Origin of the sequence: Chryseobacterium sp. JAH (assembly GCF_001507335.1) — a bacterium.
GTDB lineage: Bacteria > Bacteroidota > Bacteroidia > Flavobacteriales > Weeksellaceae > Chryseobacterium.
Genome location: NZ_LMAH01000004.1, coordinates 148,816 through 166,173, shown reverse-complemented (window position 1 = coordinate 166,173; position 17,358 = coordinate 148,816). Strand labels below are relative to the sequence as shown.

The 17,358-nt window shown below is 34.7% G+C and carries 16 protein-coding genes and 3 tRNA genes; 15 read left to right on the top strand and 4 right to left on the bottom strand.

What is annotated here, in order from left to right:
• Positions 1 to 13 precede the first annotated feature (13 nt).
• Positions 14 to 1,519 carry an FMN-binding glutamate synthase family protein gene (locus AR685_RS11525; protein ID WP_059124650.1) on the top strand — a complete coding sequence of 502 codons (1,506 nt, stop codon included), beginning with the start codon at positions 14 to 16 and terminating at the stop codon, positions 1,517 to 1,519.
• Positions 1,520 to 1,571: 52 nt separating this feature from the next.
• Here AR685_RS11525 and AR685_RS11520 read toward each other — a convergent pair whose 3' ends face one another.
• Complete coding sequence (locus tag AR685_RS11520; protein WP_059124649.1) at positions 1,572 to 2,327, bottom strand: hypothetical protein; 756 nt, start codon at positions 2,325 to 2,327, stop codon at positions 1,572 to 1,574.
• A 54-nt stretch (positions 2,328 to 2,381) separates the two neighbouring features.
• On the opposite strand from AR685_RS11520, the gene AR685_RS11515 reads away from it, so the two are divergent.
• Positions 2,382 to 2,825, top strand: a complete 444-nt coding sequence (locus AR685_RS11515) for an RNA-binding S4 domain-containing protein (protein ID WP_047446707.1) — start codon at positions 2,382 to 2,384, stop codon at positions 2,823 to 2,825.
• Here AR685_RS11515 and AR685_RS11510 read toward each other — a convergent pair.
• Positions 2,820 to 3,335, bottom strand: a complete 516-nt coding sequence (locus AR685_RS11510) for a shikimate kinase (protein ID WP_059124648.1) — start codon at positions 3,333 to 3,335, stop codon at positions 2,820 to 2,822. The two genes, AR685_RS11515 and AR685_RS11510, sit on opposite strands and share 6 nt — an antisense overlap.
• A 116-nt stretch (positions 3,336 to 3,451) precedes the next feature.
• On the opposite strand from AR685_RS11510, the gene AR685_RS11505 reads away from it, so the two are divergent.
• The 3 genes from AR685_RS11505 to AR685_RS11495 all read left to right on the top strand — a co-directional run bounded on the left by AR685_RS11505 (position 3,452) and on the right by AR685_RS11495 (position 3,778).
• Positions 3,452 to 3,524: transfer RNA gene (locus AR685_RS11505), tRNA-Lys, on the top strand.
• A 34-nt stretch (positions 3,525 to 3,558) separates the two neighbouring features.
• A tRNA-Leu gene (locus AR685_RS11500) sits at positions 3,559 to 3,641 on the top strand.
• Between the two features lie 64 nt (positions 3,642 to 3,705).
• Positions 3,706 to 3,778: transfer RNA gene (locus tag AR685_RS11495), tRNA-Lys, on the top strand.
• 97 nt (positions 3,779 to 3,875) lie between these two features.
• Here the strand turns inward: AR685_RS11495 and panC are convergent.
• A complete protein-coding gene (gene panC, locus AR685_RS11490; RefSeq protein ID WP_059124647.1) occupies positions 3,876 to 4,724 on the bottom strand; it encodes a pantoate--beta-alanine ligase in 849 nt (282 codons plus the stop codon).
• A 169-nt stretch (positions 4,725 to 4,893) separates the two neighbouring features.
• On the opposite strand from panC, the gene AR685_RS11485 reads away from it, so the two are divergent.
• The 8 genes from AR685_RS11485 (at position 4,894) to AR685_RS11450 (ending at position 15,073) form a co-directional block, all read left to right on the top strand.
• A complete protein-coding gene (locus AR685_RS11485) occupies positions 4,894 to 5,664 on the top strand; it encodes a glycogen/starch synthase (protein WP_047446702.1) in 771 nt (256 codons plus the stop codon).
• A gap of 24 nt (positions 5,665 to 5,688) precedes the next feature.
• Entirely contained in the window at positions 5,689 to 7,242 is a 1,554-nt protein-coding gene (locus AR685_RS11480) for a DUF4270 family protein (protein ID WP_059124646.1), read from the top strand.
• A gap of 23 nt (positions 7,243 to 7,265) precedes the next feature.
• Positions 7,266 to 9,119 (top strand): glutamine--fructose-6-phosphate transaminase (isomerizing), encoded by a 1,854-nt coding sequence (glmS, locus tag AR685_RS11475; RefSeq protein ID WP_047446698.1) that lies wholly within the window; start codon positions 7,266 to 7,268, stop codon positions 9,117 to 9,119.
• Positions 9,120 to 9,226: 107 nt separating this feature from the next.
• Positions 9,227 to 10,639 carry a gliding motility lipoprotein GldK gene (gene gldK, locus AR685_RS11470; protein ID WP_047446696.1) on the top strand — a complete coding sequence of 471 codons (1,413 nt, stop codon included), beginning with the start codon at positions 9,227 to 9,229 and terminating at the stop codon, positions 10,637 to 10,639.
• 62 nt (positions 10,640 to 10,701) lie between these two features.
• Positions 10,702 to 11,394, top strand: coding sequence for a gliding motility protein GldL (gldL, locus tag AR685_RS11465; protein ID WP_047446694.1), 693 nt, complete (start codon positions 10,702 to 10,704; stop codon positions 11,392 to 11,394).
• Between the two features lie 40 nt (positions 11,395 to 11,434).
• Positions 11,435 to 13,027: a GldM family protein gene (locus AR685_RS11460; protein WP_059124645.1), complete on the top strand. Its 1,593-nt coding sequence runs from the start codon at positions 11,435 to 11,437 to the stop codon at positions 13,025 to 13,027.
• Positions 13,028 to 13,048: 21 nt separating this feature from the next.
• Positions 13,049 to 13,987: a gliding motility protein GldN gene (gene gldN / locus AR685_RS11455; protein WP_059124644.1), complete on the top strand. Its 939-nt coding sequence runs from the start codon at positions 13,049 to 13,051 to the stop codon at positions 13,985 to 13,987.
• A gap of 54 nt (positions 13,988 to 14,041) precedes the next feature.
• A complete protein-coding gene (locus AR685_RS11450; RefSeq protein WP_047446688.1) occupies positions 14,042 to 15,073 on the top strand; it encodes an NAD(P)/FAD-dependent oxidoreductase in 1,032 nt (343 codons plus the stop codon).
• Between the two features lie 39 nt (positions 15,074 to 15,112).
• Here AR685_RS11450 and AR685_RS11445 read toward each other — a convergent pair whose 3' ends face one another.
• Entirely contained in the window at positions 15,113 to 15,490 is a 378-nt protein-coding gene (locus AR685_RS11445; protein WP_047446686.1) for a hypothetical protein, read from the bottom strand.
• A gap of 247 nt (positions 15,491 to 15,737) precedes the next feature.
• On the opposite strand from AR685_RS11445, the gene AR685_RS11440 reads away from it, so the two are divergent.
• The gene (locus AR685_RS11440) at positions 15,738 to 16,127 is read left to right on the top strand and encodes a hypothetical protein (protein ID WP_047446684.1); all 390 of its coding nucleotides are present in this window, start codon (positions 15,738 to 15,740) and stop codon (positions 16,125 to 16,127) included.
• A 143-nt stretch (positions 16,128 to 16,270) separates the two neighbouring features.
• Entirely contained in the window at positions 16,271 to 17,353 is a 1,083-nt protein-coding gene (locus tag AR685_RS11435; protein ID WP_059124669.1) for an efflux RND transporter periplasmic adaptor subunit, read from the top strand.
• Positions 17,354 to 17,358 lie beyond the last annotated feature (5 nt).

Below are 17,358 nucleotides of genomic sequence, written 5' to 3'. Positions count from 1 at the left end.
AATCTACATTTTTATGAGAGATAAGTTTTTATCTTGGGGTTTGGTGTTGGTCATTGTGACATGGGTTGTGGCCGTACTTATCAAAGCTCATTACTGGATTCCAATATTTTTGACGGCAGTATATGCATTGGGGGTTTATAATACCTATCAAACGAAGCATGCTATTCTTCGAAATTTTCCTGTTTTGGGATATTTTAGATATTTTTTTGAAGATATTTCTCCAGAAATGCAACAGTATTTTATTGAAAGAGAAACCGACGGGAAACCTTTCCCAAGGAATCAGCGTTCAGCGGTGTACAGACGTTCAAAGAATCTGAGTGATACTGTGCCTTTCGGAACTCAATTGGAAGTCAACCATAGGAAATATGAAGGAATTAAACATTCCATTTATGCTAAATCTCCAAAAGAAGAGCTGCCAAGAGTTTTGGTTGGAGGTGAACAGTGTACACAGCCATATAATGCTTCATTATTTAATATTTCTGCGATGAGTTTTGGAGCTTTAAGTGACAGAGCACAGATTTCGTTAAACAGAGGCGCAAAGAAAGGAAATTTTTATCATAATACCGGTGAAGGTGGAATCTCTCCGCATCACATGGAAGGAGGAGATTTATGCTGGCAAATTGGTACTGGATATTTCGGATGCAGAGACGATGAAGGAAAATTTAATCCTGAATTATTTACAAAATATTCAACACTGGCGAATGTAAAAATGATTGAGATAAAATTGTCTCAAGGTGCAAAACCTGGCCACGGTGGAGTTTTACCAGGCGTGAAAAATACTCCGGAAATTGCAAAAATTCGTCATGTACAACCTGGGCTTACAATTGTTTCTCCTCCTTCACATTCGTCTTTTTCGGATGCAGCGGGTTTGCTGAAATTTGTACAGCATTTAAGAGAACTTTCTGGAGGGAAGCCGGTTGGTTTTAAGCTTTGTATCGGTGATACCAAAGAATTTGAAGATATATGCGTTCAGATGAATGTCTTAAAAATTTATCCCGATTTTATTACGGTTGATGGGGCAGAAGGAGGAACTGGAGCAGCACCGCCGGAATTTTCTGATGGAGTAGGGATGCCTTTGGAGCCTGCATTGATTTTTGTAAATAAAACACTTAAAAATTATAATGTAAGGAATAAACTGCGAGTGATTGCCAGCGGAAAAGTTCTGACGAGTTTGGATATTTTACGCGCAGTTGCAATGGGAGCTGATATGTGTAACAATGCGAGAGGATTTATGTTTTCTCTAGGCTGTATTCAAGCTTTGAGATGCAACAATAACAATTGTCCCACTGGAGTTGCTACACAGGATAAAATGCTGATCAAAGGTCTCGATGTGACAGATAAAGCAGAAAGGGTTTATCATTTTCATAAAAATACGTTACATACCTGTAATGAATTGATTGCAGCAGCTGGAAGAGATTCGTATGAAGAAGTAGATGCGTCAATGTTTATGCGGGGTGACGAATTCGAACATTTGTCAGACAATTACTTTCCTGATATTTTGGGAGGTGTAAGGAAATAAAAAAAAATGCTTCGCAAAACGAAGCATTTTTTTTATTTTTTTATTTATTTAATTAGTCTTGAGTAGACATATTTCTTGCTGAACTTTTGTAAACTTGGAGATTGAATATGAAAGTAGTATTTCTAAATGGAGAAGAATACTGAGTTCCAAAAGAAAAATGGGCATCTCTTGCGAAGGCAGCTCTAGAAGGTACAATAATAACCCCTTGCAGATTATAATTTTCAGAATCTGCCAAGTTAAACGCTTTGAACATTTTGATAGCCTCTTGAAAACCTTCCATTTCGTAATAGCTTCTCTGCTTTGCAGCAGTTGCAGATGCAGCATTCAGTGTAGAATTTTTCACATAGTAAAAAATAGGGTCTGAAATGGGACTGCCAGTTTCATCTAGAGGACTGTATCCTGAGAAGTTGGTATTAGTAAGGAAGCTAATATTACCATCACTGCTTCCAGCAAGATATGCTTTTGCTCTCATCATAATTCTCATGACATCTGTGTTACCAATAATAGTTCCAGGGTTAGGCTGTGCATTATTTCGGATAATATAGATAGCTCCAGAAGGAGTTGTCTGTGGATTAAGATTCTTTAATTTTACTTCATTATCATCTGCTGTATCGGTACTACTGAATGCTTTGATGTTTCCTTGCGAGTCGAGATAATTGTTATCTAAGAATTTCTGGATGGCCTCATTGTCATAAGAATTCTGTACATTGATATCTTCAGGCTCTACGTAAGTTTGTACCTCATCATCTTTTTTACAAGCGGAAAAACACAAAGATCCCGCAAGGATATATAAAAATATTTTTTTCATTTCAAAAACTTTAATTACTTTACAAATAATATAACGGCAAAAGTATAAAAAAATATGAGAATAGATAAATTTTTATGGAGTATTCGTTTTTACAAGACCAGAAGTATTGCTACCGACGAGATCAAAAAGAATAGAGTAGCGATAGGAGAGTCTGCAGTAAAGTCTTCTAAAGAGGTAAAAGAGGGTGATGTAATTAAGATCCGTAAAAATCAGATTGATTATAAAATAAAAGTCATACAAATCCCCAAAAGCAGAATTGGAGCAAAATTAGTTTCGCTCCACATTAAAGATGTTACCGACAAAGAGCAGTATGAATTGCTAAAACTGCGCAAAATGTCCCAAAGTTATTACCGCGACAGAGGCGAAGGACGACCTACAAAAAAAGACAGAAGAGAAATCGACGGCTATGTAGAGAATGATGTAGATTCAGATTTTACAGATTGGGATGACTTTTTTGGTGAGAACGATTCAGAAAAAGAAGACGAGAAGGAATCATAAATATAGCTTTTCAATAATTTCATTCATGATCTCCTCCGGTTCTTTAGCATCGGTGGAGATGATGAACTGGGCTTTACTATAAAATTGATTTCTTTCAAACAAATGTTTGGCAATAAACTCAGGGAGGTTTTCGTCTGAAATATTAGCAATCAAAGGTCTTTTTTCTTTTTGTTTTGAAATTCTTTCTATTAAAGTATTGATAGATGTTCTGAGAAATATACTTTTAGAATTATGGTTGATGATTTCCATATTATTGTAATATACAGGCGTTCCTCCTCCTAAGCTCAGGATGATATTTTCTTCTGTAGCTAAAAGCTCTTCTAAAATTTCTCTTTCTTGCTTTCGAAAGTAGATTTCTCCCTTTTTTTCAAAGATTTCGGGGATCGTTAATTTATTTCTCCTAGAAATTTCCCTGTCAAGGTCAATTAATTTAAAATTTATTTTTTCGCTTAAAATTTTGGAAATGTGAGATTTGCCACTTCCCATGTATCCGACTAGTGAAATTATCATGAATTTATTTTAAACAAATTTGCGAAAAAGTTTTGAGATAATGAAAAAAGTCCTATCTTTGCACCACTAAAAACAAGGGACATTACTTAACACTGAAACTTGATAATAAAGTGACCGACTCGGTAGCTCAGCTGGTAGAGCAATACACTTTTAATGTATGGGTCCTGGGTTCGAATCCCAGCCGGGTCACTAGCAAAAATATTATAATTTGTATAATTTTTTTGCCTGCGTGGTGAAATTGGTAGACACGCCATCTTGAGGGGGTGGTTTCCTAAGGATGTGCTGGTTCGAGTCCAGTCGCAGGCACTGCAAAAAAAAGTTTGGTAATTCTAAAATTTATTTTAAATTTATCAAATCTAAAAACAAGACCGACTCGGTAGCTCAGCTGGTAGAGCAATACACTTTTAATGTATGGGTCCTGGGTTCGAATCCCAGCCGGGTCACAAGTTTACTGAAAAGTAAATTTTTTTCATATTAATATTTTGTGATTTGGTGTTCAAAGGCTTCCTTCCGGAAGCCTTTGATTTTTTGTGGAATCGGTTAATCTAAATGTATATTATCGATTAATCTCACTCCGTCTACCATTACTACAATGAATGCTCTGTACGATTTATCTTTATAAAAGAAATCGGTTTCTTTCAGAGTGTTTTCATCCGCAATCATAAAATATTCCATCTGCATTCCAACCTGGTCGTCAAAAATATCTTTTACTCTTTCTTTAATTTCAGGAATAGATAAGGTTCTGAACCAGTCATTCACTTTTACGAGTGTCTCATAAATAACTTTGGAGTCTTCTCTTCTGCTTTCAGAAAGTCTTTGGTTTCTGGAGCTCAGCGCCAATCCGTTTTCTGCTCTGTAGATATCAACTCCGTGAACGTTGATGAGGAGTTTTTTCTTTTCGGTCATCTTTTTAATAATCGCCAATTGCTGAAAATCTTTTTCGCCGAAATAGGCATTATCTGGTTTTACCTGTCTGAAAAGTTCTTCAACTACAGTTCCCACGCCATCGAAATGTCCGGGACGTGATTTTCCTTCCATTTCATTTTCCAGACCGTCAAAATCATAACGCTGGCTTTCTGCTTTTTCAGGATAGATATCTTGTACTTCCGGAATGTAAACGGCGTCAACCAAACCGGATGTTTCGAGAATCTTGATGTCTCGGTCTGTATCTCGGGGGTATTTTTTTAGGTCTTCAGCATTGTTAAACTGTGTAGGATTTACAAATATCGAAGAAATAACCAAGTCATTTTCCGCTCTTGCAGCTTCATATAAAGAGAGGTGACCCTTATGCAGCGCACCCATAGTGGGAGCGAAACCTATTTTCTTACCCATTTCTCTTTGTCTTTCAATAAAATCCTGAAGCGTTTTTTTGTTTTTTATAACTTCCATAGTTTATTTTAATAGTAATTCAAAAATACTAAAATATCTTGTATTAATTTTCACGAATTACTAGTTCAACCGTAGTGATTATCGTAAAAAAATGTTAATTACACTAATGTTGGATGTTTTTTTGTAATTTTGCAACTTATAGCATTATTTAAAATTATATAAAAATTATATGCCCAATCAGAAAATACTGTACATTACCACAGAAATGTACCCTTATCAGGAAGATACCAATTTAGGAACAGTGGTAAACAAAATGGCACTTAAAATGCACCAAGAAGGCAATGATGTAAGAGTTTTTATGCCACGATTTGGACAAATAAGTGAAAGAAAATTTCAGCTTCACGAGGTGATTCGCCTTTCTGGGATGAACATTATTATCAACGATTTAGATCAACCCCTTATTATTAAAGTAGCTTCTCTTCCGGGAGAAAGGCTGCAGGTTTATTTTATTGATAATGAAGAATACTTCAAAAGAAAACAATATTATTTTGATGATGAAGGCGTAGCTTTTCCTGACAATGACGAACGTGCAATCTTCTTTGCAAGAGGCGTTATAGAAACGATTAAAAAGCTAAACTGGGTACCGGATGTTATTCATCTTAATGGATGGATGGCTTCTTTTATTCCTGTCTATTTAAAAACGTTCTACCAGTCTGATACTTATTTTAAGGATGCGAAAATTGTTCTTTCGTTATATAACGAAAAGGACGCCCCTCTGGATAAAGGTATTGCAGAAAAATTGCAGTTTGATAATATTTCAGGATTAGAAGCATTAAATACTCCCAGCTTCCAAAGTTTTGTAATTGAGAGTATGAAGTATGTGGATGAAGTCGTAAAAGGGGACGAGTTTTTGGAAGGAGATTTAGATATTGCCTTTAACGAAACAACAACTTCAAAGTCTGAGTACTTAGATGTAGATTCTATCAATAAACTATATTAAAAGAATATTTTGATGATTTATAATATGAAAAAAACCTTCACTATACTTCTGATGGTGATTTTTGGAGGGATGTTAGTTTACAATTGCGAACCTGAACCGGATTCTCTTGGTGAACAATTATTTCTAGACGGAGCAGCAAATGGTAATGAAGTGTCTTATGATCTTATTGCATACAATCTTGATAATAATGACAGTATCAGAAGTGATGCTTCAAAATTAATAGGAGGTGCTGGAGGTGCTGTTTTAGGTGCTTTTTCTGAAGGTCAGTTTGGAATGCAGAAAGCTGCTTATTTAACACAGGTAAGACTTCCTGTTTACGACCCTGATTTTGGAGCAAATGCTGTGGTTGACTCTGTAGTATTGGTTGTCAAACCTCTTTATGAATCGGCTTCTGATTCTTTGAAAACAACTACAGATGAAAATTATGTCTATCCGGATGGGGCAGTTGCTGCTAAAAAAGTAGTGAATACATATCCTGCTAAAAAATTTGGAAGAACGAAATTCAATGGAGGTAATTTAACAGTTACAGTAAATGAAGTTACTGACTTTTTGAATGGATATAATGATATAGCTTATTCTAATACCCCATATGCAATAGGACAGGTATTAGGCTCTAAAGTATTCAACGGATATGTGAATTCTGTTACCATTACTAAAGATTCAGATAACAGTTCATTATTTTCTTCAGGGGTAGGCTTTAGAATACCCTTGTCTGCAAGTTTCTTTAAAACGAAAATTATTGATAAAAAAGGCCAGCCTGAATTAAAGGATGTTTCAACCTTTATCAGATACTTCAGAGGTCTAAAAATTTCAGTTAATGAATCTAATGGATATTTGGTTGAGTTTTCACCATCAGCTGTTGAGTTAGTAATGTATTATAAATCAGTTGATACAGGTGCCACTACAAGTACTCAAAAGCAATATGCATTTTCAGTTGGAAGCGGAAATGTACATATAGGTAATTATACATACGACAGAAGTAACTCTGCATTATCACAGGCAGGAAATATTGGTAATATAAATACTGGTGATGAAAAGCTTTTCGCTCAGGGAATGGGAGGGAATTCTATTGGAATTAAATTTCCTACGAAAACAATTGATAGTTTGAAAAATTTATATCAAAAGAATAAAGCTGCGATTATCAGTGCTAAAATAAGAATGCACACTGACCGTACGGCTTGGGATAATAAATATCAAAAACCTCAAGATAAAGGGTTTACCATTTTGCAAAAAGATTTCAAAGATGGTAAAGAGACTACAAATTTCACGCAAGATTTACTTTTATTATCTGGCACTCCTAATTTTCTTTATATGAGAGTCTATGATTTAGAAAAAAATCCTGCTTATTATGATTTCACAGTTACACAGTCATTGAAAGATATTGTTGAGTCTGGAACAGATTATACTAAAAAATACTTCAAAATAGATCTAGCAAATTTCTTAGAATCTTCCCAAGGTGGTTTAGCAGGATATAACTATACTTCAAGAGCTTTTTCTACACAAAGAGCAGTTTTTGTAGGATCTGATCCTAATAATCCTGATAAAATTAAATTAAAAGTTACTTACAGTACAAAATAAAAAATAAAAACACTCAATAAATTATGTGCGGAATAGTTGGTTATACAGGTTTTCAGGATGCCTACGATATAGTTATTAATGGGCTTCGAAGACTGGAATATAGAGGTTATGATAGTGCTGGGATTGTTTTGGAAGGTGAGAATAATGCATTCAACGTTGAAAAAACAAAAGGTAAAGTTGATGATTTGGTTAATATTTCCAGCAAATTAAAAGGATTCGCAAAAGTAGGTATGGGACATACACGCTGGGCAACACATGGTGTGCCAAGTGACAGAAACTCTCACCCTCATTTATCAAACAGTGGTAAAATTGCAATCGTTCACAATGGTATCATCGAAAATTATGATACGATTAAAATAATGCTTACCGATAAAGGTTTCACTTTCAAATCTGAAACTGATACTGAAGTTTTGGTGAATCTTATCCAATATTTTATGGATTTGAATGCAGAGACAGATTTTCCTACCGCAGTAAGATATGCTTTAAACGAAGTCTATGGTGCATATGCTATTACAGTAATGCATGAAGATTATCCAGGAGTTCTGGTTGTTGGAAGATTAGGTTCTCCTTTAGCAATTGGAATTGGTGATAAAGAATACTTTATTGCGTCTGATGCATCTCCGTTTGTTGAATTTACCAAGGAAGCTATCTATTTAGAGGAAGGTCATATGGCGATTCTTTCTTTGGAAAAGGGTGTTGACATCAGAACGATAAATGATAATTCTAAAATAGTTCCTGAAATTCAAGAGTTAAAATTGAATTTAGAACAGATAGAAAAAGGTGGATATGAGCATTTTATGCTTAAAGAAATCTTCGAACAGCCAAAATCGATTCATGATACCATGAGAGGGAGACTGCTGGTGGATGAAGGAATCATAAAAATGGCCGGAATCTGGGATCATCTTGAAAGATTCAAGAATGCGAACAGAATTATTATTATCGCTTGTGGAACTTCATGGCATGCAGGACTGATTGGTGAATATTTAATTGAAGAATTTGCGAGAATTCCTGTAGAAGTTGAATATGCATCTGAATTCAGATACAGAAATCCAATTATTACCGATAAGGATGTTGTAATTGCTATTTCTCAGTCAGGAGAAACTGCTGATACAATGGCAGCATTAAAATTAGCAAAAGAAAAGGGAGCTTTCATTTACGGTATTTGTAATGTTGTTGACTCCTCTATTGCGAGAATTACTGATGCTGGATCATATACACATGCAGGCCCAGAAATTGGTGTTGCTTCTACGAAGGCATTTACTGCTCAGCTTACCATCCTTTCTCTTATCGCATTGAAGTTAGGGAATCATAACGGGAATTTAGGAACCGCAGAATTCATGAGCTTAATAACTGAATTAAATGCAATTCCAAAAAAAATAGAAGAAGTTTTAGAAGCTACTCATGAGCTTACACAAAAGATTGCAAAAGATTTTATCAGTACAACTAATTTCCTTTATTTAGGAAGAGGTTACAATTATCCTGCAGCTTTAGAAGGTGCTTTAAAACTAAAAGAAATTTCTTACATCCATGCTGAAGGATATCCGGCAGCAGAAATGAAACACGGGCCTATTGCATTAATTGATGAGAATATGCCTATCGTTATCATAGCTCCTAAGAAGGGTCATTATGATAAGATTGTAAGTAACGTACAGGAAATTAAGGCTAGAAAAGGAAAAGTGATAGCTGTTGTTAATAAAGGCGATACTCAGGTAAAAGCTATGGCAGATTACGTAATTGAGATTCCTGAGACATCAGAGTGTTTTTCACCTATAGTAGCGTCCGTTCCTTTGCAGTTACTAGCTTATTATATAGCAGTTTACCGAGGCGCTAACGTTGACCAGCCGAGAAACCTTGCGAAATCTGTAACTGTAGAGTAAAAATACTTGCAAATAAAATAAATTTAGATTTTTTTCGTTATTCTAAAAAAAATCTTAAAAGTTTCTTAAAAAAATTATATATTTACGGCTTAATTATAAAAATTAACATGAAAAGGATATTTCTTTTATTATTGTCTGCGTCGGTAGCATCGGTATCTTGTTCAGGTGGTGGATCTTCTTCTGTAGGGAAGCCAGGAACAAAAGGGGAATTGATACCTAGAGAAAAAACAAAATCATTTGTTGCAGAAAGACCGTATGGTATGGTTGCCATTCCAGGTGGATCTTTCGTTGCAGGTTTAGCTGATGTGGATTTCACAGACAGTCCTGAAAAAGCAGCTTTGAAAACTGTAACTGTTTCATCTTTCTTTATGGATGAAGCTGAAACTACAAATGCAGAGTACAGAGTGTTCATCAACTATGTTAGAGACTCTATTGCAAGAACTATGCTAGCTGAAGCTGCCGGAGAAGGTGGTGAAGGAGGTGGTAAAGGTACAGGCATCGGAGACTATGCTTACCTTGCAAAAAAAGAAGAGAATCTTACTGCGTATCAGGAATATCTTGAAGGTGCAGGAGGTAGAGATGGTTTTGATGATACAAAAAGATTAGACTGGAAAATTCCATTACATTGGAATACTTCTAAATATCCTGATGTTGAATATGCTGAAGTTTTAGAATCTATGTATTTACCGGCTTCTTCTAGAGTTGGTAGCGAAAGACTTCTAGATGTTAGTAAATTAAAATATAATTACAGATGGGGAGATATGGATGTTGCTCTTGCTGAAAACGAAAGAGGTGTTAACTACCTTAGAAGTGAAAGCATCGCCATCTATCCAGATACTACAGTTTGGGTTAAAGATTTCCATTTCACTTATAATGAACCTTTATTTGAGCAGTATTTCTGGCATAAAGCTTACAAAGATTATCCTGTAGTTGGGGTAACTTGGGATCAGGCAAGAGCTTACTGTAACTTCAGATCAAAATTGAAATCTGATTATAACGAAAGTTTAAAAAGAAAGAAACAAAGACCAATGATCTTCCGTCTTCCAACTGAACTAGAGTGGGAATATGCAGCAAGAGGAGGGAAGCAAAATGCTACTTATCCTTGGGGTGGTCCTTATTTGATGGATGACAGAGGTTGTTATCTTGCAAACTTCAAGCCAAAGAGAGGTAATTACATGGAAGATGAGAAGTTAGGTACTTATACTTATACAGCTCCTGTGAAAAAATTCAAGAAAAACAGTTTCGGATTGTTTGATATGGCAGGAAACGTTTCTGAATGGACCGAATCTGCTTACAACAACTCTTCATACGGTTTCTCTTCTACTTTAAATCCTTCTACAAAAGATAAAGAAGATGCTAAGAGATCTGTAAGAGGTGGTTCTTGGAAAGATGTTGGATATATGTTGATGACTGGTGCTAGAGATTTCGAATTGAAAGACTCTGCAAGAAGTTATATCGGATTCAGAACAGTACAGGATATTCCTGAAGCTGCTGTTAAAGCAAAAAGAGTTAACAGATAAGAATTTTTCAATCAATTATTTTCGGAAACAATTTTATTTAATATTAAAAAAAACTAACTTATATGTTTAAGACTAAAGATGCTTGGATGAATTTCTTCTATTCATTCGGTGCTGCAATTGTAATTCTTGGAGCTTGGCTTAAAATTACTCACATTTCATTTGGCCCAATTAATGGTAACATTGCACTTACAGTAGGGCTTGTTACAGAGGCAATTATCTTTATTATTTTCGCTTTTGACCCTCCAGCAGCTGAAGAGTCTTACCATTGGGAAAATGTTTATCCTGAGTTATTAGATAAGCATGCAAACCCAAACCCATTGCATTCTAATGTTTCTTCTAGAAATACTGTTGATCATTTTGCTGAATTAGAAAACTCTTTATCTGGTAAATTAGATAAGATGCTTCAGGATGCTAAATTAGATGTACAGTTATTCGACAGATTAAGAACAGGAATCGATAAGTTTTCAAGTTCAGTAGATCAGATCAACCAAACTGTTGATGTTTCTGCTTCTACTCATAAATATAACGACCAGTTAAATAAAGCTGCTCAACACATGGAAAGCATGAATGCTCTATATGCAATGCAGTTAGAAAGCGGTCAGAGACAATCTGATTTTGCAAAAAAATATGTTGAAGATATGCAAAAGTCAGCTGAGCATTCTGAGAAATTTAATCAAGAATTACAAGGTTTAACAACAAACTTAAATAGCTTAAACAGAGTTTACGGTGGTATGTTAACTGCAATGAAGTCATAATTCCGAACCATTAATTTAATAAAAAACTAAAGAAAAGAGAATGGCAAAAGGAAAACAGACTCCACGTCAGAAGATGATCAACCTAATGTATTTGGTGTTCATCGCAATGATGGCCCTAAACATTGATGTTGAAATCATCAGATCGTATTACGATTCTACAAGAGCATTAAATGAAACAAGACATTTAACTGAAGATAAAAATCAGGATATTTTTGAGGTTACCTTAGAGGCAAAAGCTCAGCAGGTTCCTGATACTTATGCTCAGCCTTGGGAACAGTACAAAGTTTTAAAAGGCAAAATCGATGGTTTAGTTGGTTCTGCTGAAGAAATCAAGGGGATTTTAAAGAAGAATTCTGAATTCTTTGATAAAGATCCTGAAACTGGAAAAGATATGGATGTCAGTGAGAATTTTTCTGCACTGAATAACAATGAAGCAACTACAGAATATTTCTTTAAGGAAGGTGACGAAAATAGTCCTTCTCCTAAAGCTTTAGAGCTTAAAAAGAAAATGGATGATGTAAGATCTTATATTGTAGCTACTTTTGGAAATAACCCTCAGTTATTGAAATTAGTTGACAGAGCAAACAGATCTATTGTTGCTGAATATCCTCAAGGAAAATCACCAAACGGGAAAACTTGGTTTCAGAATAAGTTTTATCATCAGCCGCTTATCGCTGCGATTTCAAACTTAGAAATTATTCAGAATGATGCAAGAAACGTACAGTCTGATGCATTAGCATTAATGCTTCAGGAAAAAGTAGATGCAAGCATTAAGTTTAACCAGTATGAAGCGATTGTTTCTGCACCTTCAGACATTCAGTCTGGCAAAAAAGCTGAAGCGGTTATTATGTTAGGAACTTATTCTAACAGTAATAAAATCAGCATCAGCGGTGTAAGCAGACAGGAGAATGGTAAAGGATATCTTCCATTAAATACAGGAGGTCTTGGTGAGAGAAAAATCGGTGGTGTAATTACTTTAACGGATGCGACAGGAAAAGCTCAGCAATTCCCTTTCACGCATACTTATAATGTGATTGCAGGTCCACAGCAAGTGAAACTTGAGCAAGGACTTATACTTTCTGCTGATAAGATGAATGTAATGTATAGAGGATTGGAAAACCCTGTTACAGGATCTATTTTGGGTGCGGATAATTCTAAACTATCACTTTCCGCTCCTGGAGCAGTAGTTAAAAATACAGGTAAAGGTAAATGGACTGTGACTCCTTCAGCAGGAAACACAATTAAGTTAACGCTTTCTGGTACAGATCCTAATGGTAGAACTGTTTCTGAGGTATTTGAATACAGAATTAAAGGTATTCCGAAACCACAAGGGCAGATTAGAGGTAAAGCAGTAAACTTTATGCCACTAACTTCAATTCCAAATCAGATTGTAGCTGCTACATTACCTGATTTTGATTTCCCTGTCTCATTTACTGTTAATAGTTTCATACTAAAACTACCGGGAAGAGCTGGAACGATGATTCAAGGTAACTCACTTTCTGCTGCAGAAGGATTACTTAGAAACTTGAGAGCTGGTGATGTTGTTCAGATTTATGATATTCAGGCAACAGCGACAGGTTTAGGAAATCAGAGATTGAAAGAAATTTCTCCTGTGACAATTAATGTTCAATAAGATAATTTGTAAAATCATATTATGAAAAAATATATTAGCAGTCTTTTAGTTTTAGCTTCTGGGTTTGCATTTTCCCAAACTATTCTAAATGCTTCTTCTCCAGAAGAGTTCAGACAAATGAGATCTGAAAATATGAGAAAAGTGGGAGATACTGTTATTAGTAATAAAGTAACACCACTTGAGTACGGATTTGTAGATGATAAAGACATCTTGAAAAGTATGATGGTATGGGAAATAATAGATATGAATGATAAGATCAATCAGCCATTCTATTATGATAATCCTAATGGATTACTTTCCAAAAATACAAGATCTCTATACCAGATTCTTTTAGATGCTGCAATGAATGGTCAGATTGAAGAAGTTTATGATGACGAAAACTTTACAACAAAATTATCTCCTGAAGGTATTCAGAAAAAATTGGAAAGTGTAAGGGTTGATGATGAAGCGATTGAGATTCTCAATTCAGGTAGACAGTTAACTGAAGAGGAAAAAGTGAGACTTACAGACCGTATCAGGACGACTACTGAAAAAGTAAAAGTCTTAAAGATTATGGGAATGTGGTTCATTGACAAAAGAGATGGTCAAATGAAATATAGACCTCTTGGTATAGCTGCGATGGGTCCGGATCCAACTTCTCAAGGAAGACTTGATGCTGAAGGTAAGCCGATGGAAGGTGCGAATGATCTTGTAGATCTATTCTGGGTCTATTATCCAAAAGCTAGAGATATCTTAGCAAACAATTATGTTTTCAACAGAAAGAACTCATCTGCAGAATTATCTTTTGATGATATTATCAATGCTAGAAGATTCTCTTCTGTAATCTATAAATCTTCAAACGGTTTAGGTGATGGCGTTATTAAAGACTACATCCCTAGAAATGCTGAAGAGCAGTTAGAAGAAAGCAATAAAATCAAAGAACAGATTCTTCAAATGGAGAATGATATGTGGAATTACTAAATTTCACTTGATATTTATAAAAAACCTGAGTACTTTTACTCAGGTTTTTTTATTATGAAAAATGTAGACTATATTATTGTTGGAGACGGATACGCGGCTCTTTTTTTCGCCCATCAGCTAACTAAAAATAAAAAGTCATTCGTTATTTTTTCTGAAGGAAGAAAAAGCGCTTCTCAAATATCTGCAGGAATTGTAAATCCTGTGGTACTGAAAAAGTTCACCACTTTTTGGCGGGCTCAGGAACAGTTAGATTTTCTTAAAATTTCGCTTGCAGAAATTGAAAAATATACAGGTGTAAACTATTTAATTGATGCCTCAATTCACCGAATTTTTCATGATGAAAATGAGCAGAGATTATGGTCAAAAAAGGCACAAACCGAAGAACTGTCTAATTTTTTGAATCAAAATTTCAAGAGCGTAGAAGGGGTGAGAAATGATTTTAACACGGGAATAGTAGATCAGTCAGCTAGATTGAATGTAAATGGATTTTTCGGTGATCTACTGACGTTTCACGAGAATAATGCTCAGCTTATCAAAGAGAAATTTTATTATGATGAGTTAAATATTGATGAATCTACTTATCAGAATATCAAATTTAGCAAGATTATTTTCTGCGAGGGAATGGCTGTTAAAAACAATCCATATTTTTCAGATATTCCGGTGATTCCAAATAAAGGACATCACATTAGAATACGTCTTTCTATGCCAATCCACGAAAATATCACCATCAAGAAAAAGCATTTTTTATTTCCACTAAATGATGATTTATATTTTTATGGTGGCACGTACGATAGAGATCAACTGCATGAGCATGTTGATGAATCTGCGGTTGAGCAGTTAAGAAATGGTTTATCTGAGTTTTATCCGAATGATTTTGATATAGAGGAAGTCCATTTTGGTTTCAGACCAACTGTGAAAGATCGCAGGCCCATTGTTGGAAGACATTTCGAGCATCATAATCTCTATGTATTTAACGGTCTTGGAGCAAGAGGAATTCTTAACGGTTGCTACTTCTCTAAGAGTCTGTATGATTTTATAGAAAGTAATGTAGATCTTCCTGAAGAAATTTGTTTAGACAGATTTTAAATCAAAAAAAAAAGACGCTTGGATAAGCGTCTTTTTTTTTTATTGTGAGGCCATTTTAGTATCAGCCTGATTTTTTTTACCGTGAAATAATACCATATCTACATCTTTTTGGAGAAAGGTAACTTCATTTTTGGTATTCGTGAAGAGATATTTGTTATCGTCTGTAGAAAATCCGGTTGATTCTTGATTTTTTTTGAGCTTATAAGTTTTACCGTTAAGGTGTACAGTGACAATTTCTTTGGTATTATTCATGATAATTTCCATTTCATCACCATGACGGTCAGCAATTGTCTCTTTTGTAATTTCGTCTTTAGAAACGGCTTCAGGAGTTACGATTGTGACGTCAGGATCTTTTGCTGAGTGTTTACATGCTGTAAACGTGAGGATTATAAAAAATCCTAAAATTAACTTTTTCATTTTTACTTGTGATTTTAAAAGATTTCATACTTGTTGTGATGGTTTGTCAAAATTACAATTATTTTTCTTTAAAATATGTTAAATTTTAATAATTTAAAGAATTTTGAACTTGTTTTACTATACTATTTTTCAATTAATTGTAAAAATATGGTTCTCTCATTCACTTTTGTAGTTAAATTTAAGGAGAGTTAAATTTTGTTAATACTGAATTATCTATAAAAATCTAGACATACATTTGCAACTTGAAATGAGAAACTATATTGTATATCTTTTGACTGCCCTTTTTCTGCTATTTGTAGTGGAGAGTAAGCTTAATGTCAAAACTTTGTACAATGACTTTTCCGGGCATATTTCTCATAATTATCCTGAAAAAACAAATCAGGCAAATCATTCAGTACATAAATTTTCTACACAGCAGGCATCAGACAGTGCCGACAATTTTTCTTTTGAATTAGCAGAAGAAGACTTTCAATTATCCGATACGGCACAGGCAATCGTATTTTTTGTAAGTGTTTTCGGACTGATTTACTCATTTGGATTATTATTTAAAAAAAGGGTTCAACCTTCTATTTCTCAATTTTCACAGCATTATTATTCTGTAAAAACCTTTATTCTGATTCGTTCAATCAGGATCTAAAATTTTATTTTCCGATTATTTTTCTGTTCTAAATCTAGTCCGGAAAAGATATGCGTTGTGTTCTCTGATTTCACAATGTACTATTTACCTAAATAATTTTTTCAAATTAAACTTTTAACGATTTATACCACTCTAAAATTATGATGAAAAGAGTTGTCTCAGGCGTTGTCTTAAGCGCTGTTCTTTTACTTGCGAACTGCAATGGGAAAAAAGAAGAAAAACAAGAAGATTCTGTGTATCCGGTGACGTCACCAGTAAAAATGGATACGATTATTAACAAAGATTTTGTCGCACAGATTCAGTCGGTGAAAAACATTGAAATTCGTGCACAGGAAAAAGGTTTCCTTGAAAAAATTTACGTTGATGAAGGTCAATATGTAAGAGCTGGGCAAACATTGTTCAGAATTATGCCACAGATTTATCAGGCAGAATTACTCAAAGCAAAGGCTGAAGTAGAACAGGCTTCTATCGAATTGAAAAATGCAAGTACTCTTGCCAACAATAATATTGTTTCTAAAAATGAAAGATCAATGGCTAAAGCTAAGTTAGATGCAGCTAATGCCGAAATGAAATTAGCGCAGATTCATCTTTCCTTTACAGATATTAAAGCTCCGTTTTCAGGAGTTATCGATAGAATTCCTTTGAAGTTGGGGAGTTTGGTGGATGAAGGTGATCTTTTGACAACACTTTCAGACAATACCAATATTTACAGTTATTTCAATGTTTCTGAACCGGAATATCTTAATTATCAGACCCATGTTGCAGATCGTGGCAGCCAAAATGTAAGTTTGATGATGGCAAATGGTGAAATGTTTAACCAGCAAGGTGAAATTCAAACCGTTGAAGGTCAGTTTGACAACGAAACAGGGAATATTGCTTTCAGAGCCAAATTTCCAAATCCTGAGAAGCTTTTGAGAAATGGTGAGACTGGAAAAGTGCGTATGACTTTACCTCTTAAAAATGCTTTAATCATTCCACAGAAAGCGACGTACGAAATTCAGGATCAGAAATATGTCTTCGTGATTGATCAAAATGGCGTTGCCAAATCTAAAAATATCAAAGTTTCCTATGAGCTTCCTGATATTTATGTAGTTTCTTCAGGTATTTCTCCTAATGAAAAAATCCTGTTGGAAGGTGTTCAGAAAGTGAAAGATGATCAGAAAGTAAAAGTGAAATTCCAAGATCCGAAGAAGGTTCTTCAGAATTTAAAATTAAAAGCAGAATAGAGGAA